Below are 19,437 nucleotides of genomic sequence, written 5' to 3' on the forward strand. Positions count from 1 at the left end.
CCCGCTTAAATCAATGTCGCGATCTACGCCGCCCGGGCAGCTTGCGGGCGGGCCTGCTTGCCCAGATCGTTGCGGTTGGTCGGGCCGGCGGCGCGGATTTTTTCACGCAGACGAACCGGCACGACCACGCCATTGGCGACGGTCACGTCGATCAGGTTGAGGTCGACCACTTCATTGTTGGCAAGAGCCGTGGCGCCGATCGCCTCCAGCCGGTCTTCGGCCGCCTTGTCGTCGGCGAGATCGGCATTGTCGATGGTCTCGGCCCAGCCGCCATTGGCGTACCAGACTGCTTCGCCATCGGCGAGGCGGTTTGCGGTCAGAACTTTCATCGTTTGGCTCCTTCGGCGGCTGTTTGGGCCGCGCCTTCATGCCTGTGTGCCGCGAGCGGCTCGGAACGTTCAAAGTTGGCGCCGGCGACTGCATCGCCGATGATCGTCATGACCGGGCCGGCAAGATCGGCGCGAACCTCCAGCGACGGCAGGTCGGCGAGCGTGCCATGGAAACGGCGGCGGTTGGCAAGGCTGGCATTCTCGACCACGGCGACCGCCGTATCCGGCGACAGGCCCGCCTCGATCAGCCGGCCGGCAACCTCGGCCGCGACCGAGCGGCCCATATAGACGGCGACCGTGGCGCCGGAAATGGCGAGCTTGGCCCAGTCGGGCAGCGAATTTCCCTTGAGGTCGTGCCCGGTGGTGAACACCATCGACGACGACACGCCGCGCAGCGTCAGCGGCAGCTCGAAATCGGCGGCGGCGGCGAAGGCCGCGGTGACGCCCGGAACCACCTCATAAGCGATGCCGGCATCGCGAAGTGCCGCCATTTCCTCGCCCGCGCGCCCGAACACCAGCGGATCGCCGGATTTCAGCCGCACGACGCGCTTGCCGTCGCGGCCGAGTTCGATCAGCAGCGCGTTAATCTCGGCCTGGCTCTTGGTGTGGCAGCCCTTTCGCTTACCCACCGGCAGGCGCTCGGCGTCGCGGCGGCCCATGGCGACGATCGCCTCCGGCACCAGCGCGTCATGGACGATGACATCGGCTTCCATCAGCAGGCGGTGGGCGCGCAACGTCAGCAAGTCCTCGGCGCCCGGGCCTGCCCCCACCAGGGCAATGTGGCCCGACGACGGTGCATTCGAGAGCAACAGGTCGACGGCGGCATCATGCGCCTGCGAAAACTGGCCGGCCTCCATGGCGCGGGCCGGTGCGCCGCCGAAGAAGTCGCTCCAGAAGCGTCGCCGGGCATTGCCTTTCGGCAGCAATCTCTCGGCGGCACCGCGCAACGAGGCAGCAAGCGAAGCAAGCGGCCCAAGCGACGGCGACAGCATGCGGTCGATCCTGCTGCGCAGCATCTGGGCAAGCACCGGGCCGGCCCCTTCCGTGCCAACGGCAATGGCGACCGGCGCGCGGTTGACCAGCGCCGGCGTGAAGAAATCGCACAGGTCCGGCCGGTCGACGGCATTGACCGGGATACCCAGCCGACGCGCATCCTCGGCAACGCGGCGGTCGAGCGCCTCGTCGGCGCTGGCGGCAAACACCATCACCGCGCCATCGATCTGCGCGGCGTCGTAGGCGGCAGCGATGTGCGCGGCGCCATTCGCGGCGATAAAGGCCAGCAACTCGGCCTCGGCGGCATCGGCGATGATGCGCAGCACGGCAGTCGACTGGCCGATCAGCCGCGCCTTTGCCAGAGCCTCCTGGCCGCCGCCGACGATGGCCACGGCTTCCCCCTCGACCCGCATGAAGACGGGAAAGGCGTTGAGCTTGGAGGTGGCCTGCGGCATGGCGAGCTGAATCCTAAAATACGCTGTCGGTTCTACGCGCAAGCGCGAAAAAGCAGAAGGAACGCACTCGCGCATCGCTTCGTGCGAAGCAATCGCTTTTCCGCAAGCACCAGAGGCAGGAGAAAAAAATTCCACACCCATGAGTGGAGCGGATCCAGGCCGCTGTTGCCGGCCTTGATCTGCGGCCGTTCTACCGGCAATCGAGGTGTATCACAAAACACTTTTTTCTAAATTCTACTAATCTGGTAGATTAAAGCCACCATGCACTGAATACCGTCATCCCCGGTTAGTTGGCTGGCTCGCTCGCTGTTCTTGTCGTCACCGGAACATTCCTGCCTCGGCGCGCGTTTGCCATGCGAACCGGAGCCTGGCTGCTCGGCTGCGGCAACGGCTCCAGAGACGGGCCAAGAAACCATGAGAAAAACCAGGAAAAAGGAGCGCTCCGTGAACAACCTCAAGCTGAAACATGGTCTGTGGGTCGTGGTAGCCGACGGCGAGAAGGCGTTATTCCTCGAGAACCATGGTGACACCCAATATCCCGACCTTCAGGTCGTGCAGGAGATGGAGCAGGTGAACCCGGCGACGCGAGAGCAAGGCTCGGACCGCCCCGGCCGCTACAGCGACGGCCCTTCCATCCACCGCAGCGCGGTCGAGGACACTGACTGGCATCGTCTCGGCAAGGAGCGTTTCGCCGATGAAATTGCCGAGCGGCTGTACAAGCTCGCGCATCGCGGCGCCTTCAAGGAGATGGTGCTGATCGCACCGCCGCAGGTGCTGGGCGAGATCCGCAGAAAACTGCACAAGGAAGTTGCCGAGAAGATAACAGTGGAAATTCCGAAGACGCTGACCAACCACACCATCGTCGACATCGAGAACCTGCTGCAGGCGGCCTGATAGCGGGCATCAGGCGCAAACCGTTTCTTCTTTGCAGCAACCATGCCAGCCCCGAGGCGGCTCGCCTTCTGCGATCTTTGTCGCCGATTTCATGGCATTGCGGGTTGCCTCGCGGCTACCCGAGCCCGCACCGCCAACCCGAAGATCGACGTCATCGCCCGCGCCCATTCCGATGCCGAGGTCGAGCATCTCAAGGGGCTCGGAGCCGATACGGTGATCATGGGTGAGCGCGAGATCGCCCGTGGGATTGTGGAAGAGGTGATGGAGGGCGGGGCAGAGCCGAAGGCGGCGGTTGCTTAACTCGCCAGCGTTCGCTCACACGTGCTGGCCGCCGTTGATGTGGATTTCCGAACCGGTCACATAGGACGCCTGCTGCGAGCACAGGAAGAAGATGATGTCGGCGACTTCGGCCGTGGTGCCCAGCCGCCGCAGCGGGATCGTCTCGACGATCTTTTCCGTGCCCGGTGACAGGATCGCTGTGTCGATCTCGCCGGGTGCGATCGCGTTGACGCGGATGCCGTGCGGGCCGAAATCATGCGCCATTTCGCGCGTCAGCGAGCCGAGCGCCGCCTTCGACGTCGCATAGGCGGTGCCGGCGAAGGGATGCACGCGGGTACCGGCGATCGAGGTGACGTTGACGATCGAGCCTTTGGCCGACGCCAGTTCCCTGAACAATCCTCGCGCCAGCATGATCGGCGCGAAGAAATTGACCTGGAACACGTCGCGCCAGACATGCATCGGCGTGTCGATCGAATTCATGCGGCTGTTGTCGCCCTCGAGCTTCGGCGAAATGCCGGCATTGTTGACCAGCGCATGAAGCTGGCCGCCATGCGCCTCCAGCCGATGGCGGATTTCCGAGATCGCGATGCCGACATCCTCCTGGTCGGCGAGGTCGACCTTGATATGGTCCTCGGGACCGGCCGGCCACGGGCAGTCCTCGGCAAAGGCCTGGCGCGAGCAGGTGATGACGCGCCAGCCTTCGCGCGAGAACCGCTTGACCGTGGCATGGCCGATGCCGCGGCTGGCGCCGGTCAGCACGATTGTTTTTCTGGTGTCGGTTTCGGCCATGTCGCGGTCTCCAAACTGGAGATGTAGCCGAACACCGTCGCGATGGCGAGGGCTCAGCCGCCGGTGAGGATGTCGAGGATCGAGGTCTGCCGCTTCTTGACCGGGCCGCCGACATCGCCGGGCGGCACCGGGTGCTTGATCGATGCGGTGGTGCCGTCACCGCCCGGCATGCCGAAGCCGCCGGCATCGACCGTTTCGGCGGGACGCGCGGCGCGGGCAGGCGACGTTTTTTGGGCGGACGGCGCGGATTGGCCAACCGAGACGGACGGAACCGGTTGCGGCGTGTTGGACGGAATTTCGTCCTGCACGATCGTATCCGCGGGCGTCGACCTCCATGTCCCGGGCAGCGGCCGCACCGGCACGCCTTCATGGGCGGCGACCATGAACTCATGCCAGGCCTGCGCCGGCAGCGCGCCGCCGGTGACCTTCTTCATCGGGCTTCCATCGTCGTTGCCGAACCAGACACCGGTGGTGAGATTGGCTGTATAGCCGATGAACCAGGCGTCGCGCGAATTCTGGCTGGTGCCGGTCTTGCCGGCGGCCGGCCAGGCAAAAGCCGCCTTCCTGGCAGTGCCGATTTCGACCGTGCCTGTCATCATCGAGTTCATCATGCCGACGACTTCCGGCTTGACGACGCGCGGGGCGCCGCCGCCATTGTTGGCGTAGAGCACCTTGCCGCCGGCTGTCGTCACGCGGCGGATGAAATGGACTTCCGGCCGGTAGCCGCCATTGGCGAAGGGGACATAGGCCGACGTCAATTCCAGCGGCGTCACTTCAGAGGTGCCGAGCGCGATCGAGGTGTTGGCCGTGAGGTCGGTCTGGATGCCCATGCGGTGCGCCGCCTCGATGACGGCGTCAGGCCCGACTTCCATGGTCAGCTGGGCGGCCACTGAGTTCAGCGATTTCGCCAGCGCCGTCGCCAGCGTCACCTTGCCGAAATACTTGCCGCCGTAATTGGTTGGCGTCCATTTGCCTATTCTGATCGGCGCGTCATTGCGCACGCTGTCAGGCGTGCGGCCGGTTTCCAGTGCCGCCATGTAAACAAAGGGCTTGAACGCCGAACCCGGCTGGCGGCGCGCCTCTGAGGCGCGGTCGAACTGGCTGGTCGAATAATCGTAACCGCCGACCATGGCACGTACCGCACCGGAATTGTCGATCGACACCAGCACGCCCTGGCTGGCATTGAGCTTCTTGCCGCTCCCGTCGACCAGCCGGCGGATCGATTGTTCGGCGAGCTTCTGCAGCGTGAGGTCGACGGTGGTGTCGACGATGATGTCGCCGCGCACGTCGCCGATCAGTTCGGGCAGTTCTTCCATGATCGTGTCGGCGACATAATTTTCCGAGCCCGTCCAGTAGGATGCCACCCGCGTCGCCGGCCCACTCATCGCCGTGGTCAGTTCCTTGCCGTTGATCATGCCTTCGTCGCGCATGGCGGCGAGGACAAGCTGCGAGCGCTGCTCGGCCGCCTTCGGGTCACGCGCCGGAGACAGTCGCGACGGCGCCTTCAGCAGGCCAGCGAGGAGCGCGGCCTCGGGCAGCGTGACATCGCGCGCGCTCTTGCCGAAATAGCGGCGCGAAGCCGCTTCGACACCATAGGCGCCGGAGCCGAAATAGACCCGGTTGAGATACATTTCGAGGATCTGGTCCTTGGTGTGCTTGTGCTCGAGCCACAGCGCCAGAAGCACCTCCTGCACCTTGCGTTCCAGCGTACGATCGGGCGTCAGGAACAGGTTTTTCGCCAATTGCTGGGTCAGCGTCGAGCCGCCCTGCGAAAAACGGCCGCCGAGAACGTTGGCCACCATGGCTCTGGACAGACCGATGGGATCGATGCCCAGATGAGAATAGAAGCGGCGATCTTCGATGGCGATGACGGCCTCGGGAATATAGGTCGACATTTCATGCAGGCCGACGGCTTCGCCGCCGCTCATGCCGCGATTGGCGAGCAGCTTTCCGTCGACGGAGACGATCCTGATGTTGGGCGCGCGGTCGGGTATGGCCCAGGTGGTGGCCGCCGGCATTTTCGCACCGTAGTAGACGACGATGCCGGCGGTGGCGATGCCACCCCAGATGGCCAGCACGAAGCACCAGTAGAACAGCCGGCCGAGCACGCCAAACAGGCCGCGCCGGCTTTTGCCGCGTCTGCGGCGCGACGATTTCGCCTTGGCCGATTGGCGCTTTGCAGAGGTCTTGCGGTTGCTCGGCACGACGCGATCCTCCTCGCTCACCGAAAAACCGGCCGAGGATTTCGCCCGTGGCGGGCCCTCGAAGCTGGGTTCGATGCGGTTGTCTCTGCGGTTCGCCATGCGCTGTGCCGTCTGTCCCCGTGCCTATGGCGTTCGGGGTGAAGAGTAGATGCGGCGGTTTAAAGGCAGGTTAAGTCTGGCTCGAGCGCCGCAGCCGGTCGACCGGTTATCGATGCCAGCGAGAAGAAGGCCAGCGTCTGCTCTTCGCAGGTCACCGCCACGACGCTGTTCGAACGATCGATGTCGAGACCCTTCGGACCACCTTCTTCGACACTGGCCCTGCCGCGCCCGAATGTCTCGTCGTCAAGGACGGCAACGGAGCGAGAGGGCATACGGCTACCGCTCCAGCCCGCGTCACGGTCGTAGACGTGAAGCAGTGGACTGCCTGCATCGGCGACAAGGATCTGCCGGTCATCGCCCGTAAAACGCAGGCCATGCGGATAATTGGCGTTCTGCAGGATTCCGACGGGTTCGGTATCCGGTCCCAGCGGCGCGGACATTCTGTAGATCTTCACATCGTTTGTGCCGTGACTGCTGACGGCGATCCATTGGCCATCATGGCTGACGGCTATGCCGTCGGGTATGGTCAGGCCGCGCTTCAGAAGGGGGTGGTTTTTCCACGCGCGGTAGCCCCACCGGTCGACGACGTGGCGCGTGACCCTGTCCCTGTAGTTGTTGCAGACCAGGAGGCTGACCCGGCCACGCGACTCCTGCCTGGCCACGATCGAACCTGGCGTTTTCAGCTTGCAAAACAGCCCGCCCTTGATCTCGCGAATGGGTACAATGTCGCACTGGCGGCCGGCTGGTTCTCCCGATGGCAGGGCAAATATCGCAACAAGCCCATTGCGATTGGCGATCACCAGGGTTCGGTCATCGATGAAATCGAGACCGTGGACCTCGCCCAAGCTTTTCGACGTCAACTCCATGAAGTCATGGACGGTGACTTGCGGACCACTCGGCGCCGCATCGACGTCGACCCGCAGGATCAAACAGCGCCTTCGCGCATATCCCGCAATTGCCAGCAGCCGATTGTCCGGCGAAAAGCGCAAATCTTCCGTGCGTCCGATGGTCGAGAGCGCGGCTCGTACGGCATCGCTGGCTTTGAAGTCGATCCGGGCTATCACCTGAGAGTGTGACCTGAAGGGCTCGAATAGTCGATATGGGTGGTCATCGGCACCTTTTGCCGCGCCAGACCCGGCGCACTCAGTTCTCCTGGATCGAAATACCCTTGTCGTCGATCTTGAGCTCGACGCCCTTCGGCTTGGTTTGCTCGCGATAGACGTAGGTGCCGAGCGCGATGACCACGACGACGAGCGCGCCGATGATGAGATAGAGCATGTTCTGTTTCATGGCGCGCCCTTGATGTCCTTCGATGGATCAGGCCTGCTTCACCAGCTTGATCAGCACGAGTAGGATGACCGCGCCGATCGTGGCGTGGATAATGGAGGCAAATATGCCACCGCCTATGGCGAACCCCAGCCTTGGGAAGAGCCAGCCGGCAATCAACGCGCCGACGATGCCGACGACGATATTGCCGACCAAGCCGAGGCCGAAACCCTTGACGATCAGGCCGGCGAGCCAGCCGGCGATGGCACCGATGATGATGAAGACAAGCAGGCTCTCAACACCCATTTGCAAATCCCTCCTGAGCGGACGGTCGCGGAGCAGGAAGCTCCGAATCGATCTCCGGTTGCAATTGGCCCAAGCTATTGGAAAGTAGCCGGCCCCGCCAGCGGCGTCATTCGTCCCAGCGGCGTCATTCGTCGTCATCATCCCCGGATGCGGGCCGCCAGCTGATCGGCTCGATCTTCTTTTGCGTATGGCCGTCCGTATAGGCCCACCAGCCGGCGTCGTTCTCATCCCAGTCGCCGCCGGCCGCCTTCAGCCGGTCGAGCGACCGGTATTGCGCAATGGATTCGTTGATCACGCCGTCGCTGTCCTTCCAGGTGACGGTGACCTTGGAGCCATCCTTCGGCGCCGTTTCGATGGGTTTTCTGGCAGCCATTTCATCCTCTCCATGGACCGACAGAACGTCGCAGCGAACACCTGGTTCCACCTTAACTGTGGGCGAAGATGTCTGCCTCACCCCAGCCCATCAGGTCGAGTTTCGCACGCGTCGGCAGGAAGCGGAAGCAGGCCTCTGCCTCCTTGGTCCGCTTCTCGCGCGCCAGTCGCGCCGCCAGCACATCGCGCAGCCGGTGCAGATAGAGCACGTCGGAGGCGGCATATTCGAGTTGTTCGGGCGACAGCGTCTCCGCCGCCCAGTCCGACGATTGCTGCACCTTCGACAGGCTGACGCCAAGAAGCTCAAGGCAGATGTCCTTCAACCCGTGCCGGTCGGTGTAGGTTCGGGTCAGCCGCGAGGCGATCTTGGTGCAGAACACCGGCTCCGGCATGACGCCGAAGGCGTTATAGAGCACGGCGAGATCGAAACGGCCGAAATGGAAAAGCTTGGTTATGCTGCGGTTCTTGAGCAGGCTGACGAGGTTCGGCGCCTTGTTCTGGCCGGGCGCGATCTGGATGACGTCGGCGGTACCGTCACCCGGCGAGATCTGCACCACGCAAAGCCGGTCGCGATGCGGATTGAGGCCCAGCGTCTCCGTGTCGATGGCGACCGCCCCAACGTCGTAATGCAACAGCCCGGGCAGGTCGTTTTTGTGGAAACGGATATCGCTCATCGTCTTCTCCGGTCGCGGCGTGCTCCGTCCTCGCCGCGATCCGATGAAAAATCAACAGAAAGTTGAATTCTTGTCCTATCAGCGTGTCAGCGCATCGAGAATGCGCGCCCAGGAGCGTTGTCCCTTGTGGAAGGAGCTCATCTCGTATTTCTCGTTCGGCGAATGGATGCGGTCATCGTCGAGGCCGAACCCGACCAGCAAGGATTCGATGCCGAGATAGGTCTGGAAATCGCCGACCACCGGGATCGAGCCGCCGCTTCCGGTCGTCACCGCCGGCTTCGGCCACTCGTCGGACAGCGCGTCCTTGGCCTTGGCGAGAAACGGCGAGTCGTAGGAAAGCTGGATCGCCGGCGAGCCGCCATGCGGATGGAAATCGACTGAGCAGTCGGCCGGGATGCGCTCCCTGACGAAGGCCTGGAAAGCGGCGCGGATCTTTTCCGGATTCTGCTTGTGGACGAGACGGAAGGACACTTTTGCCGAGGCTTCCGCCGCGATCACCGTCTTGAACCCCTTGCCGGTATAGCCGCCGGTAATGCCGTTGAACTCGGCCGTCGGCCGCGCCCAGGTGAGTTCGAGCACCGAGCGGCCCTTTTCGCCGGACGGGATCGACAGGCCGACAGGCCCAAGGAACGTTTCGGCAGTCTCGCCGAGAGTCTCCCATGACTTCAGGACCTGCGAAGGCGTCTCCTCGACACCGTCGTAGAAACCCGGAATGGTGACATGGCCATCCTTGTCGTGGATGTCGGCCAGGATCCTGGCCAGGATGCGGATTGGATTGGCGGCGGCACCGCCATAAAGACCCGAATGCAAGTCGCGGTCGGCGGCTTTCACCGTGATCTCCTCGCCGACCAGCCCGCGCAGCGCGACGCAGATCGATGGCGTATCGCGGTCCCACATGCCGGTGTCGCAGACAAGCGCGAAGTCGGCCTTGAGTTCCGCCGCGTTTGCCTCGAGGAACGGCTTCAGTGATGGCGAGCCGGACTCCTCCTCGCCCTCGAACAGGATCGTGATGCGGCACGGCAGCGCGCCATGCACCTGCTTCCAGGCACGGCAAGCCTCGACGAAGGTCATCAGTTGCCCCTTGTCGTCGGCCGAACCACGTCCCGTGATCACCTGATGGCCGGGCTCGATCTCCTTGACCGAAGGTGCGAAGGGGTCGCTATCCCAGAGTTCGATCGGGTCGACCGGCTGCACGTCGTAATGGCCGTAGAACAAGACATGCGGTGCGCCCGCCGGCCCGTCATGCTGCGCGACCACCATCGGATGGCCTGAAGTGTCGCGCACGCTGGCGTCGAACCCGATCAGCTTGAGCTCCGCCACCAGCCATTCCGCCGCCTTGCGGCAATCCGCGGCATAGGCCGGATCGGTCGAGATCGACTTGATCCCGAGCAGGCCGAACAGGCGCTCCAGGCTCTCGTCGAGGTTTTTGTCGAGGCGGTCGAGGACGGGGGAAATTCTGGACATTTTTATCAGGCCTTTCGATTCTGAGCGGCAACCCTAAAGCTGCGAGGCAGAAACGAAAAGCCGGCGGCGTTGGGCCACAGGGCAATCGGGTGAAGGAAAAAGTCCTGTTCCTGCCCTGCATCGGCAGTGGAAACCATTTTTGCGAAGCGAAAATGGCAAGGCCGACCGGCCGTCGCGCCTTTTGGCGCGTGAAGCCAAGGTCGCGGATGCGACCGCCGGCGTTTGAGGCAGCAAAAAAGAAGGGCAATCGGGTTCACCCGATTGCCCGGCGTTGGACCACGGGCATCGAAAGGCAAAAAAATGCCGCCGTGGTGGAGGGGGAACCACGGCGGCCTTTACTCGAAACGATGCGGCAGCCCGGAGAGGGGGGATAGGCTGCCGCAAGTGTCCGGGATAGGCGGGGGACGGGCCTTGCTCCGGACTTCGGCGAAAAATGCCGATGGCGTTTATCTGTGTCTTCGAACGTGGCGATTCAAGGGCGCGAAAATTACACTTTTGTAACATACGCGTGAGCGGCCAGTTCTGTGGCGGCCAAGTCTATCGGGATGCCGGCTCTGTCAGGGTGTTGCCGGAACCGGTGGCTGAAGCCGCCTTTGGCATGGACCGCAGCATCGCGCCGCGCTATCCCTTCGTCCCATGAAAAAAGGCGATCATCTCTTCCTTATCGACGGCTCCGGCTACATCTTCCGCGCCTATCACGCGCTGCCGCCACTGACCCGTAAATCCGACGGCCTGCCGGTCAGTGCCGTGCTCGGCTTCTGCAACATGGTTTGGAAGCTGACGCAGGACGCCCGCAACACCGATGTCGGCGTGGTGCCGACGCATTTCGCCGTGATCTTCGACTATTCGTCGAAAACCTTCCGCAACGATCTCTACCCCGAATACAAGGCCAACCGCTCGGCACCGCCGGAGGATTTGATCCCGCAATTCGGCCTGATCCGCCAGGCGACCAAGGCCTTCAACCTGCCCTGCATCGAGATGGAAGGGTTCGAGGCCGACGACCTGATCGCCACCTATTGCCGGCTTGCCCGCGAAGCCGGCGGCGACACCACCATCATCTCCTCCGACAAGGATCTGATGCAGTTGGTCGGCGCAACCGTCGGCATGTACGACCCGATGAAGGACCGCCAGATCGGCATTCCCGAAGTCGTCGAGAAATGGGGCGTGACGCCGGAAAAAATGATCGACCTGCAGGCGCTGACCGGCGATTCGGTCGACAACGTGCCGGGCGTGCCCGGCATCGGCCCGAAGACGGCGGCGCAACTGCTCGAACAGTTCGGCGACCTCGATGGACTGCTTACACGCGCCGGCGAAATCAAGCAGGAGAAGCGCCGCGAATCGATCATCGCCAATGCCGACAAGGCGCGCATTTCGCGTGAACTGGTGACGCTGAAGAACGACGTGCCGGTGATCGAGGGGCTCGACGATTTCACGTTGCACGAGCCCGACGGGCCAAAGCTGATCGGCTTCCTCAAGACCATGGAGTTCTCGTCGCTGACCCGCCGCGTGGCGGAAGCGACCGGAACGGAGCCGGCTGATGTCCAGGCCGTCGCCGTTACAATCGAGCGCGCCGACACCGCGCATGGTCCCGATGTGGGGTTTGGAATGCCGGCAGCCGCCGAAAGCGCGGCGGGCGCCGTGACAGACGAAGCCGGGCGAGCGGCGCCGACCGCCGCCAAGGCAGAGCCCAGGGAAGGCGATACCCCTTCCCTTCTGTCGGCGCTTCGCTTCGAGGACGCCACCGCCAGGAAAATCGACACCAGCGCCTACGTCTCCATCCGCGACACAGCCACGCTGAAGGCCTGGATCGCCGAGGCGATGGAGACCGGCATCGTCGCCTTCGACACCGAGACCACCTCGACCGATCCGATGCAGGCCGAGCTGATCGGCTTTTCCATGGCCACCGCGCCCGGGCGCGCCGCCTATGTGCCGCTCGCTCATAAAAGCGGCAACGGCGACCTGCTCGGAGGCGGTGTGGTCGAAAACCAGATTCCGATCCGTGAGGCGCTTGGCGTCCTGAAGCCGTTGCTGGAGGACAGGTCTGTTCTCAAGATCGTGCAGGAGCTGAAATACGACCTCGTCGTCATGAGCCGCCACGGCATCGATGTCGCCCCCTTCGACGACACCATGCTGATTTCCTACGTGCTCGACGCCGGCACATCCGGCGGCCACGGCATGGCGGCTCTGTCGGAGAAGTGGCTCGGCCATTCGACCATTCCCCTCAAGGAACTGGCCGGCTCGGGAAAAAGCTTCGTCGGCTTCGATCAGGTCGATATCGACAAGGCAACGGCCTATGCCGCCGAGCACGCCGATGTGACGCTCAGGCTCTGGCGGGTGCTGAAGCCAAGACTTGCCGCCAAGGGCCTCGTCTCGGTCTACGAGCGACTGGAACGGCCGCTCGTGCCGGTGCTGGCAAGGATGGAACAGCGCGGCATCTCGGTTGACCGGCAGATCCTGTCGCGGCTCTCCGGCGAGCTGGCACAGGGCGCCGCGCGGCTGGAGGATGAAATCTACCAGCTCGTCGGCGAGCGCATCAACATCGGCTCGCCAAAACAGCTCGGCGACATCCTGTTCGGCAGGATGGGCCTGCCCGGCGGCTCCAAAACCAAGACCGGCCAGTGGTCGACTTCAGCGCAACTTCTCGAAGACCTTGCCGCGGAAGGCCACGAGCTGCCGCGCAAGATCGTCGACTGGCGTCAGCTGACCAAGTTGAAATCGACCTATACCGATGCCCTGCCCGGTTTCGTCCATCCCGATACGAAGCGCGTCCACACCTCATACGCCCTCGCCGCGACCACAACGGGACGGCTGTCGTCCTCCGATCCCAATTTGCAGAACATTCCGGTGCGCACCGTCGAGGGGCGAAAGATCAGGACGGCCTTCATCGCCGACAACGGCAATAAGCTGGTTTCCGCCGACTACAGCCAGATCGAGCTGCGCGTGCTTGCCCATGTCGCCGAGATCCCGCAGTTGACGCAGGCCTTTGCCGACGGTGCCGACATCCATGCCATCACCGCGTCGGAAATGTTCAACGTGCCGGTCGAAGGCATGCCGGCGGAGATACGCCGCCGCGCCAAGGCGATCAATTTCGGCATCATCTACGGCATTTCCGCCTTTGGCCTCGCCAACCAGCTGTCGATCCCGCGCGAGGAGGCCGGTGCCTACATCAAGAAATATTTCGAACGCTTCCCGGGCATCCGCGACTATATCGACGCGACCAAAGCCTATGCCCGCGAATACGGCTATGTCGAAACCATCTTCGGCCGCCGCATCCACTATCCGGAGATACGGTCGTCGAACCCTTCGGTCCGCGCCTTCAACGAGCGCGCCTCGATCAACGCCCGCCTGCAGGGCACCGCGGCCGACATCATCCGCCGCGCCATGGTGCGCATGGACGATGCGCTGGAAAAGGCGAAGCTTTCCGCCCGCATGCTGCTGCAAGTGCATGACGAGCTGGTCTTCGAGACCGCCGAAGCGGAGGTCGAGGCGACAATCCCCGTCGTGCGCCACGTCATGGAGAACGCCGCGATGCCGGCGGTATCGATGTCGGTGCCGCTGCATGTCGATGCGCGGGCGGCCAACAACTGGGAAGAGGCGCATTAGTTCGGGGCCGCTATCGACTTCCCGTTTAGGAAGGCAGTATCTGGTGTGGCTCACTTTCCTCAGGTTGTGCGCCTGCCGTTGAGCCATATTTCGGTTCAAGGTTCACGAGAAGCAGCGGTGTGCTATATTATCCCAATGATCACCAAGACACTTGAGAACCTGGTAAAGCACGCGGAAGCTTGGCCTCACGAAGACCAAGAGGAACTCGCCGACTATGCCCGCGTCATCGAGGCGCGCCGAATCGGTCTGTATGCCACGTCGGAAACAGAGCGCCGCGCCGTGACAGCAGGACTCGCAGAGGCCGATCACGGCACTTTCGTAGATGAGGATACGGTTCGCGCTGCCGACATTCGCCGCAGGCTATGAAGGTCCGATTCACGAGGCAAGCCTTTGCCGAACGCGAAGCGATTTTCAACTACCTCGAAGAGCGGTCGCCTCAGGGTGCCTATTCAGTCATTTCCCGGATTCAAGCTGGGATTTCGCGACTTGCCGAATTCCCAGAAAGTGGCCACGCGACCAACATCCCTGACGTTCGCGTTCTCTTCATAGGCCACTATCCTTACAAAGTTTTCTGCCGCGCCCGTGCCGATGCAATCGAAATCCTGCACATCCGGCATACCTCAAGAAGGCCCGTTTCCTAGAGCATTTTGCAGCCATGTGGAATCACTTGGCGTCGCAGAAATGCGGCAAAAACAAATAGATAGAGCGGGATGCCCAGTCAATTTGAACGCATCCCGCTCTATCTAGTTGTGAGTTTCCAGAAGGTTGTCCATTCGGGCCCGACCGAGGAGACTGGAGTTACCACACTTCAGATTCGTCGGAGGACCCGAATGAACATTCATAAGAATGCCCGTCTCACGCCGCTTCGTCGAGAGGAGATGGCGCTTGCGGTCATGGAAGGCGACCTTTCCCAAGCCCAAGCAGCGTTGAAATTCGCGGTGACGGCGAAGGTCGTGAAGCGATGGGTCGAGCGTTACAAGGCCGAAGGCCGTGCCGGCATGGTCGACCGCTCGTCGCGACCCAGGCGCAGTCCGAATGCGACCGAACGGGCTGTGGCCGATCGGATCGTTGCGCTGCGGCGCCAGCGCCTCACGGGCAAGCACATTGCAAGTGTGGTCGCCGTCTCGCCGGCGACGGTGAGCAGGGTGCTGGCGCGGGCCGGGCTGTCGCGGCTGAAGGACCTTGAGCCAGCAGAGCCGGTGCGTCGATATGAGCGTGACGAGCCGGGCGACATGATCCACATCGATATCAAGAAGCTCGGCCGTTTCGACCGCATCGGCCATCGCATCACCGGCGATCGCACCGGCCAAAGCAATGGCCGGACTTCCCGTAAAGGCGGCGCGGGCTGGGAGTTCGTCCACGTCTGCATTGACGATGCCTCCCGCATCGCCTTTAGCCAGATCCTGCCCGACGAGAAAAAGGAAAGCGCCGTCGCCTTCCTCAACGCCGCCATCGCCTACTATGCCAGCCTTGGCGTCACCACCTCACGGGTCATGACCGACAACGGCGGCTGCTATAAAAGCCGCGCCTTCCGCGCCGCCTGCAAAGCCCTCGGCCTCAAACACATCCGAACCAAGCCCTACACGCCCAAGACCAACGGCAAGGCCGAACGCTTCATCCAGACCGCGCTCAGAGAATGGGCCTACGCAAGAGCCTACACGACCTCAGATCGCCGTGCTGCCGAGCTGCCCGTCTGGCTGCACCGATACAATTGGCACCGCCCGCATGGCAGCCTAAAATCCAAAACACCCATCAGTCGCCTCGGATTGTCCGAGGACAACCTGTTGAGGCTCCACAGCTAGGTACTCATCATTGGCACTCGACGAGGCTTCCAAGACCGATCCGCTTCCTTACCCTGTATTTCGAGCTTTGCCCTCAGGCTTCCTGATCTAAGCCGCCTCAGCCCGGCACTTCGCACAGGTGCCGCGGAACTCTATCACTGCCTTTTTGGCGGCGAAGCCGGTCGAGCGCACCCACTCGTCCAGCCGGTGTCCGACATCGTGGTCGGAGAACTCCGTCACCTGCCCGCATGTGTCGCAGATGGCAAAGGCGGTCATCGAATGGCTGTGGTCGTGCGGCTCGGCGCAGGCGACAAAGGAATTGAGGCTTTCGAGCCTGTGCACGAAACCGGACTTCACCAGCGTGTCGAGTGCGCGATAGACCTGCAGCGGTGCGCGGAAGCCCCGCTCGCGAAGCTGGTCGAGCAATGTATAGGCGCTGAGTGGCCCGCTGGCGGCCTCGAGTTTCTCGAGCACGCACAACTGGTTTTTCGTCAGCACATCCCTTGCCGCCATGATCCTGTTTCCAACTCGTCTTGCGCCAATTGCATGTCATTTCCGCATGCAAGCGGCTCCAGTCCTATCCAGATAGCGACGAACGGACTTTTTTGCCACTGTTTCCGTGTCGGCACGGCCCAGAAGCCGGCCAACTCCCAGCAGTACCGAACTCCGACCGGGCATTAGCGGCCGAGTCAATGAAAACGGCGGGAGCCGTTCCCGCCGCACCTGTTCGGCTATGCGTTGCCAGTCGCTTCCGCGGTGGATCACTTCCTCGGCGGACCCTTGCGCTCCGCGGAGGCGGCCCACAGATTGATGTCGGCTTCGCGTGCGTACGTGTCGATCTCGGCGAGCTCGGCATCGCTGAAGTCGAGCGCCTTCAGCGCGCCGACGCAATCCTCGACCTGTTCCGGCCGGCTGGCGCCGATCAGCGCCGAGGTCACCCGGCCCTTGCGCAGCACCCAGGCCAGCGCCATCTGCGCCAGCGTCTGCCCGCGGCGTCCGGCAATGGCGTTCAGCGCCTTGATGTTGGCGATGGTCTTGTCATTGATGAAAGCCGGCTTCAGCGACTTGCCTTGGCTGGCGCGGCTGCCCTCAGGGATGCCGCCGAGATATTTGTCGGTCAGCATGCCTTGCGCCAGCGGCGTGAACACGATCGAGCCGACGCCGAGCCCCTCCAGCGTGTCGAGAAGACCGTCGTCCTCGACCCAGCGGTTAAGCATCGAATAGCTCGGCTGATGGATGACGCATGGCGTGCCGAGCTGCTTCAATATGTCGGCGGCCTCGCGCGTGCGCTGCGAATTGTAGGAGGAGATGCCGGCATAAAGCGCCTTGCCGGAGCGTACCGCGTGATCGAGCGCGCCCATCGTTTCTTCCAGCGGCGTGTCGGGGTCGAAACGGTGCGAATAGAAGATGTCGACATAGTCGAGCCCCATCCGCTTCAGGCTCTGGTCGAGGCTGGCCAGCACATATTTGCGCCCGCCCCATTCGCCATAGGGCCCGGCCCACATCTCGTAGCCGGCCTTGGTCGAGATGATCAGCTCGTCGCGATAGGAGGAGAAATCCGTCCGCAGGATTTCGCCAAAAGCCGTCTCCGCCGAACCGGGCGGCGGGCCGTAATTGTTGGCGAGGTCGAAATGCGTGATGCCGAGATCGAAGGCTTTGCGCGCGATCGCCTGCTTGGTCCGGTGCGGCGTGTCGCCGCCGAAATTGTGCCAGAGCCCGAGCGAGATTGCCGGCAATTTCAGGCCGGATCGCCCGCAGCGATTGTAGACCATTTTCTCGTAGCGGTTTTCGGCGGGGACATAGGGCATGGGAAATCCTTTGGATCAAAGCGAGCCCGGCAGTTGCCACCGTAAAAGGGTGAGTCGGCTCTGCCTCTCACCCTTTAGCCTCTGCCCGCCGAAACGGGGAGAGGGGTCGACGGTAAACAACATTTGTCGCAATCGCTGAAGCGCGCACCCTATTTCTTCTTCGCCAACAGCTCCTTCGCCTCCTTGACGCCCAGTGCCGCGGGCCGTTCGCAGGTGGTCTGCATGGCAACGAACTTTCCGCTCGCGCCAGACCGCAACATGCCGGTCATCACATCGACGGCGTGCAGCGCCAGTTCCATCGAGCACCGATGCGGCCGGCCTTCCGCGATCGCCAGCGCCATGTCGGCGAGACCGGCGGTGCGGTAGTTGGCCATCATGCCATGCGAATGCATCTGGTTGGCCACGCCAAACGGATGCTTCCATTTCGGCAGCTTCTTGACCGGCTTGGCGGCGTCGGTGAAGCGAACGTCGCCGCCGAAGAAATTCGGGTCCGGCAAGAACACAGTACCCAACTCGCCATAGAGTTCCATCGGCGCATGGCCATGGCCCCACACGTCCCAGCTTGTATTGAGCGTCACCACGGCGCCATTCTCGAACTCCATCAAACCGTGAATCGTCGTCGGCGTGGCGACCAGGATTTTTTCGCCCGCGCGAGGCTTGGACGAGATCGTGCGTTCCGTCGTCGGGATCGAAGCGAAGGCCGCCACCTGCTTCACCGGCCCGATCAGCTGGATCAGATTGGTGATGTAATAGGGCCCGATATCGAGCACCGGACCAGCGCCAGGCTGGAAGAAGAAGTCCGGATTGGGATGCCAATGCTCCATTCCGTGGTTCATCACATGGCATGTGCCGCTGGTGATCTTGCCGACCTTGCCAGTGTCGATCAGGTTGCGGACAAGCTGGTGCGCGCCGCCGAGGAAAGTGTCGGGCGCCGAGCCGATGCGCAGTCCGTCTCTCTCCGCCAGCTTCTTCAGGTCGAGCCCCTCCTTGACCGACAGCACGAACGGCTTTTCCGAATAGACGTGCTTGCCGGCATCGAGGATCTGTTTCGACACCTCGTAGTGCACAGCCGGAACGGTGAGGTTGACGATGATGTCGATGTCGCCGGCCTTGAGCAGCCCTTCGACGGTCTCGGCGCGCAGCTTGAACTCCTTCGCCCGCGCCTTGGCCGCATCCATGTTGATATCCGCGCAGGCGCGCATCTCGATGCCGCGAAACAGCGGCGCAAACGAGAGATACGCTTTCGAGATGTTGCCGCAGCCGATGACGCCGATCCCAAGTTTTTTTGCCATGCTGGTTGCTCCTAATAGGTCTTGGCGGCTGCGATCGAGCGGCGGGCGAAACGCTCGATGTCATTGGGGTTGTCCTGCTCCATGACGTAGTATTTGGCGGCGCTCTTGGCGCGCAGCGCCTTGATCAGGCCGGCCCAGTCGACCGTGCCGTGGCCGACATCCGACCAGCCGTCCTCGTCGAGGCCCTCGCCGGGCTTGGCGATGTCCTTGACATGGACGGCGGCGATGCGTTTGCCATACTTCTCGATCCAGGGCAGCGGATCGCCGCCGCCGCGCACCACCCAGGCCACGTCCATCTCCCAGCCGATGTCGGGCGCTGTCGACAGGATGTGGTCCTGCGGCACCGAGCCGTCGGCGAGCGTCTTGAACTCGAAATCATGGTTGTGCCAGGCAAAGCCGTAGCCGGCTTTGCCAGCCGTCTCGCCGACCTTGGCTAGGCGCTCGCCGAAGCCGCGCCAGCCGGCCGTGTCGGTCGGCCTGAGTTCGGCGACCAGATAAGGGCAGATGAGCAGTGTGATGCCGAGCGCGTCGGCGATTTTGCGCACGCCGTCGAAATCCTTTTCGAGCGCATCGATCGAGAAATGGCCGGTCGGCATGGCGAGCCCGTTCTTGTCGAGTTCGGCGCGGAATGCCTTGGGGTCGTCATAGACGCCGCCGAACCCCTCGACCTGCGCGTAGCTGAGCTCGCCCAGCATCTTGAGCACGCCTTCCCAAGGTTGGAAATTGCGGGCGCTGTAAAGTTGGAATGACCAGTTCATCGTCTCTGTGTCCGTTCTCTGGGGGATGGATGTGCTTGAGGTGAAGTTTCTTGGGAATGAGATTCTGGGGA

19 protein-coding genes and 1 pseudogene are annotated in these 19,437 nt (G+C 62.9%); 6 read left to right on the forward strand and 14 right to left on the reverse strand.

The window, feature by feature from the left end; translation table 11 throughout:
* Nucleotides 1-23: 23 nt before the first annotated feature.
* Both EJ066_RS02800 and cysG read right to left on the reverse strand, forming a co-directional pair.
* A complete protein-coding gene (locus EJ066_RS02800; protein ID WP_126034710.1) occupies nucleotides 24-329 on the reverse strand; it encodes a DUF2849 domain-containing protein in 306 nt (101 codons plus the stop codon).
* Entirely contained in the window at nucleotides 326-1,777 is a 1,452-nt protein-coding gene (gene cysG, locus EJ066_RS02805; protein ID WP_126034711.1) for a siroheme synthase CysG, read from the reverse strand. The genes EJ066_RS02800 and cysG overlap by 4 nt, the downstream gene beginning before the upstream one ends.
* Nucleotides 1,778-2,221: 444 nt before the next feature.
* On the opposite strand from cysG, the gene EJ066_RS02810 reads away from it, so the two are divergent.
* Both EJ066_RS02810 and EJ066_RS02815 read left to right on the forward strand, forming a co-directional pair.
* On the forward strand, nucleotides 2,222-2,671 hold the full coding sequence (locus EJ066_RS02810; RefSeq protein ID WP_126034712.1) for a host attachment family protein: 450 nt from the start codon (nucleotides 2,222-2,224) through the stop codon (nucleotides 2,669-2,671).
* Nucleotides 2,672-2,791: 120 nt separating this feature from the next.
* Nucleotides 2,792-2,971, forward strand: a pseudogene (locus EJ066_RS02815) (NAD-binding protein); the annotation flags it as partial.
* Nucleotides 2,972-2,986: 15 nt separating this feature from the next.
* On the opposite strand, the gene EJ066_RS02820 reads toward EJ066_RS02815, so the two are convergent.
* The 3 genes from EJ066_RS02820 to EJ066_RS31715 are packed head-to-tail and all read right to left on the reverse strand — an operon-like array spanning nucleotide 2,987 to nucleotide 6,482.
* Entirely contained in the window at nucleotides 2,987-3,739 is a 753-nt protein-coding gene (locus EJ066_RS02820) for an SDR family oxidoreductase (protein ID WP_126034713.1), read from the reverse strand.
* A 53-nt stretch (nucleotides 3,740-3,792) separates the two neighbouring features.
* The gene (locus EJ066_RS02825; protein WP_126034714.1) at nucleotides 3,793-6,042 is read right to left on the reverse strand and encodes a transglycosylase domain-containing protein; all 2,250 of its coding nucleotides are present in this window, start codon (nucleotides 6,040-6,042) and stop codon (nucleotides 3,793-3,795) included.
* Between the two features lie 59 nt (nucleotides 6,043-6,101).
* Nucleotides 6,102-6,482, reverse strand: coding sequence for a hypothetical protein (locus EJ066_RS31715; RefSeq protein WP_245455061.1), 381 nt, complete (start codon nucleotides 6,480-6,482; stop codon nucleotides 6,102-6,104).
* A gap of 48 nt (nucleotides 6,483-6,530) precedes the next feature.
* On the opposite strand from EJ066_RS31715, the gene EJ066_RS31720 reads away from it, so the two are divergent.
* Nucleotides 6,531-7,118, forward strand: a complete 588-nt coding sequence (locus EJ066_RS31720; protein ID WP_245455062.1) for a hypothetical protein — start codon at nucleotides 6,531-6,533, stop codon at nucleotides 7,116-7,118.
* Nucleotides 7,119-7,185: 67 nt separating this feature from the next.
* Here the strand turns inward: EJ066_RS31720 and EJ066_RS02835 are convergent, their stop codons facing one another.
* The 5 genes from EJ066_RS02835 to EJ066_RS02855 all read right to left on the reverse strand — a co-directional run bounded on the left by EJ066_RS02835 (nucleotide 7,186) and on the right by EJ066_RS02855 (nucleotide 10,124).
* Entirely contained in the window at nucleotides 7,186-7,332 is a 147-nt protein-coding gene (locus EJ066_RS02835) for a hypothetical protein (protein ID WP_126034716.1), read from the reverse strand.
* A 27-nt stretch (nucleotides 7,333-7,359) separates the two neighbouring features.
* Nucleotides 7,360-7,614: a GlsB/YeaQ/YmgE family stress response membrane protein gene (locus EJ066_RS02840; RefSeq protein WP_126034717.1), complete on the reverse strand. Its 255-nt coding sequence runs from the start codon at nucleotides 7,612-7,614 to the stop codon at nucleotides 7,360-7,362.
* A gap of 124 nt (nucleotides 7,615-7,738) precedes the next feature.
* A complete protein-coding gene (locus tag EJ066_RS02845) occupies nucleotides 7,739-7,987 on the reverse strand; it encodes a hypothetical protein (protein ID WP_126034718.1) in 249 nt (82 codons plus the stop codon).
* Nucleotides 7,988-8,039: 52 nt separating this feature from the next.
* On the reverse strand, nucleotides 8,040-8,660 hold the full coding sequence (locus EJ066_RS02850; protein WP_126034720.1) for a ribonuclease D: 621 nt from the start codon (nucleotides 8,658-8,660) through the stop codon (nucleotides 8,040-8,042).
* 78 nt (nucleotides 8,661-8,738) lie between these two features.
* Nucleotides 8,739-10,124: a M20/M25/M40 family metallo-hydrolase gene (locus EJ066_RS02855; RefSeq protein WP_126034722.1), complete on the reverse strand. Its 1,386-nt coding sequence runs from the start codon at nucleotides 10,122-10,124 to the stop codon at nucleotides 8,739-8,741.
* A gap of 636 nt (nucleotides 10,125-10,760) precedes the next feature.
* Between EJ066_RS02855 and polA the strand changes: the two genes are divergently transcribed.
* The 3 genes from polA (at nucleotide 10,761) to EJ066_RS02875 (ending at nucleotide 15,529) form a co-directional block, all read left to right on the forward strand.
* Entirely contained in the window at nucleotides 10,761-13,727 is a 2,967-nt protein-coding gene (gene polA, locus EJ066_RS02860; protein ID WP_126034724.1) for a DNA polymerase I, read from the forward strand.
* 135 nt (nucleotides 13,728-13,862) lie between these two features.
* Nucleotides 13,863-14,093: a hypothetical protein gene (locus tag EJ066_RS02865; protein WP_126034726.1), complete on the forward strand. Its 231-nt coding sequence runs from the start codon at nucleotides 13,863-13,865 to the stop codon at nucleotides 14,091-14,093.
* A gap of 464 nt (nucleotides 14,094-14,557) precedes the next feature.
* Complete coding sequence (locus EJ066_RS02875; protein ID WP_126034506.1) at nucleotides 14,558-15,529, forward strand: IS481 family transposase; 972 nt, start codon at nucleotides 14,558-14,560, stop codon at nucleotides 15,527-15,529.
* 87 nt (nucleotides 15,530-15,616) lie between these two features.
* Here the strand turns inward: EJ066_RS02875 and EJ066_RS02880 are convergent, their stop codons facing one another.
* From EJ066_RS02880 to EJ066_RS02895, 4 genes are all read right to left on the reverse strand, one after another.
* Nucleotides 15,617-16,021, reverse strand: coding sequence for a Fur family transcriptional regulator (locus EJ066_RS02880; RefSeq protein ID WP_126034730.1), 405 nt, complete (start codon nucleotides 16,019-16,021; stop codon nucleotides 15,617-15,619).
* 248 nt (nucleotides 16,022-16,269) lie between these two features.
* Nucleotides 16,270-17,316 carry an L-glyceraldehyde 3-phosphate reductase gene (gene mgrA / locus EJ066_RS02885; protein ID WP_126034732.1) on the reverse strand — a complete coding sequence of 349 codons (1,047 nt, stop codon included), beginning with the start codon at nucleotides 17,314-17,316 and terminating at the stop codon, nucleotides 16,270-16,272.
* Nucleotides 17,317-17,465: 149 nt separating this feature from the next.
* The gene (locus EJ066_RS02890) at nucleotides 17,466-18,608 is read right to left on the reverse strand and encodes a Gfo/Idh/MocA family oxidoreductase (RefSeq protein ID WP_126034734.1); all 1,143 of its coding nucleotides are present in this window, start codon (nucleotides 18,606-18,608) and stop codon (nucleotides 17,466-17,468) included.
* An 11-nt stretch (nucleotides 18,609-18,619) separates the two neighbouring features.
* Nucleotides 18,620-19,366 (reverse strand): sugar phosphate isomerase/epimerase, encoded by a 747-nt coding sequence (locus EJ066_RS02895; protein ID WP_126034736.1) that lies wholly within the window; start codon nucleotides 19,364-19,366, stop codon nucleotides 18,620-18,622.
* Nucleotides 19,367-19,437: the final 71 nt, after the last annotated feature.

Source organism: Mesorhizobium sp. M9A.F.Ca.ET.002.03.1.2, assembly GCF_003952365.1.
Taxonomy (GTDB): domain Bacteria; phylum Pseudomonadota; class Alphaproteobacteria; order Rhizobiales; family Rhizobiaceae; genus Mesorhizobium.

Excerpts from the sequence above, each read along its gene's own strand:
- EJ066_RS02800 (WP_126034710.1), bottom strand. The coding sequence starts at position 329 with ATGAAAGTTCTGACCGCAAACCGCCTCGCCGATGGCGAAGCAGTCTGG.
- cysG (WP_126034711.1), bottom strand. The coding sequence starts at position 1,777 with ATGCCGCAGGCCACCTCCAAGCTCAACGCCTTTCCCGTCTTCATGCGG.
- EJ066_RS02820 (WP_126034713.1), bottom strand. The coding sequence starts at position 3,739 with ATGGCCGAAACCGACACCAGAAAAACAATCGTGCTGACCGGCGCCAGC.
- EJ066_RS02825 (WP_126034714.1), bottom strand. The coding sequence starts at position 6,042 with ATGGCGAACCGCAGAGACAACCGCATCGAACCCAGCTTCGAGGGCCCG.
- EJ066_RS31715 (WP_245455061.1), bottom strand. The coding sequence starts at position 6,482 with ATGTCCGCGCCGCTGGGACCGGATACCGAACCCGTCGGAATCCTGCAG.
- EJ066_RS02835 (WP_126034716.1), bottom strand. The coding sequence starts at position 7,332 with ATGAAACAGAACATGCTCTATCTCATCATCGGCGCGCTCGTCGTCGTG.
- EJ066_RS02840 (WP_126034717.1), bottom strand. The coding sequence starts at position 7,614 with ATGGGTGTTGAGAGCCTGCTTGTCTTCATCATCATCGGTGCCATCGCC.
- EJ066_RS02845 (WP_126034718.1), bottom strand. The coding sequence starts at position 7,987 with ATGGCTGCCAGAAAACCCATCGAAACGGCGCCGAAGGATGGCTCCAAG.
- EJ066_RS02850 (WP_126034720.1), bottom strand. The coding sequence starts at position 8,660 with ATGAGCGATATCCGTTTCCACAAAAACGACCTGCCCGGGCTGTTGCAT.
- EJ066_RS02855 (WP_126034722.1), bottom strand. The coding sequence starts at position 10,124 with ATGTCCAGAATTTCCCCCGTCCTCGACCGCCTCGACAAAAACCTCGAC.
- polA (WP_126034724.1), top strand. The coding sequence starts at position 10,761 with ATGAAAAAAGGCGATCATCTCTTCCTTATCGACGGCTCCGGCTACATC.
- EJ066_RS02865 (WP_126034726.1), top strand. The coding sequence starts at position 13,863 with ATGATCACCAAGACACTTGAGAACCTGGTAAAGCACGCGGAAGCTTGG.
- EJ066_RS02875 (WP_126034506.1), top strand. The coding sequence starts at position 14,558 with ATGAACATTCATAAGAATGCCCGTCTCACGCCGCTTCGTCGAGAGGAG.
- EJ066_RS02880 (WP_126034730.1), bottom strand. The coding sequence starts at position 16,021 with ATGGCGGCAAGGGATGTGCTGACGAAAAACCAGTTGTGCGTGCTCGAG.
- mgrA (WP_126034732.1), bottom strand. The coding sequence starts at position 17,316 with ATGCCCTATGTCCCCGCCGAAAACCGCTACGAGAAAATGGTCTACAAT.
- EJ066_RS02890 (WP_126034734.1), bottom strand. The coding sequence starts at position 18,608 with ATGGCAAAAAAACTTGGGATCGGCGTCATCGGCTGCGGCAACATCTCG.
- EJ066_RS02895 (WP_126034736.1), bottom strand. The coding sequence starts at position 19,366 with ATGAACTGGTCATTCCAACTTTACAGCGCCCGCAATTTCCAACCTTGG.